The 628-nt window shown below is 55.1% G+C and carries 1 protein-coding gene; it reads left to right on the top strand.

The features are described from left to right. Positions 1–628: IS3 family transposase (locus tag ACJHWR_RS25295; protein ID WP_410226725.1), on the top strand; the 628-nt coding region annotated here is incomplete at both ends.

Below are 628 nucleotides of genomic sequence, written 5' to 3' on the forward strand. Positions count from 1 at the left end.
AGCTGCCCACGTATGGTTATCGTCGGGTATGGGCGCTGCTTCGCAGACAGGCCGAACTTGATGGTATGCCTGCGATCAATGCCAAACGTGTTTACCGGATCATGCGCCAGAATGCGCTGTTGCTTGAGCGAAAAACCGCTGTACCGCCATCGAAACGGGCACATACTGGCAAAGTGGCCGTGAAAGAAAGCAATCAACGATGGTGCTCTGACGGGTTCGAGTTCCGCTGTGATAACGGAGAAAAACTGCGAGTCACGTTCGCGCTGGACTGCTGTGACCGTGAGGCACTGCACTGGGCAGTCACTACGGGCGGCTTCGACAGTGAAACAGTACAGGACGTCATGCTGGGAGCGGTGGAACGCCGCTTCGGCAACGAGCTTCCGGCGTCTCCAGTAGAGTGGCTGACGGATAATGGTTCATGCTACCGGGCTAATGAAACACGGCAGTTTGCCCGGATGTTGGGGCTTGAACCGAAGAACACGGCGGTGCGGAGTCCGGAGAGTAACGGCATAGCAGAGAGCTTCGTGAAAACGATAAAGCGTGACTACATCAGTATCATGCCTAAACCAGACGGGTTAACGGCAGCAAAGAACCTTGCAGAGGCGTTCGAGCATTATAACGAATGGCA

This window comes from Escherichia sp. WS568 (assembly GCF_046486085.1).
GTDB classification, from domain to species: Bacteria; Pseudomonadota; Gammaproteobacteria; order Enterobacterales; family Enterobacteriaceae; genus Escherichia; species Escherichia coli.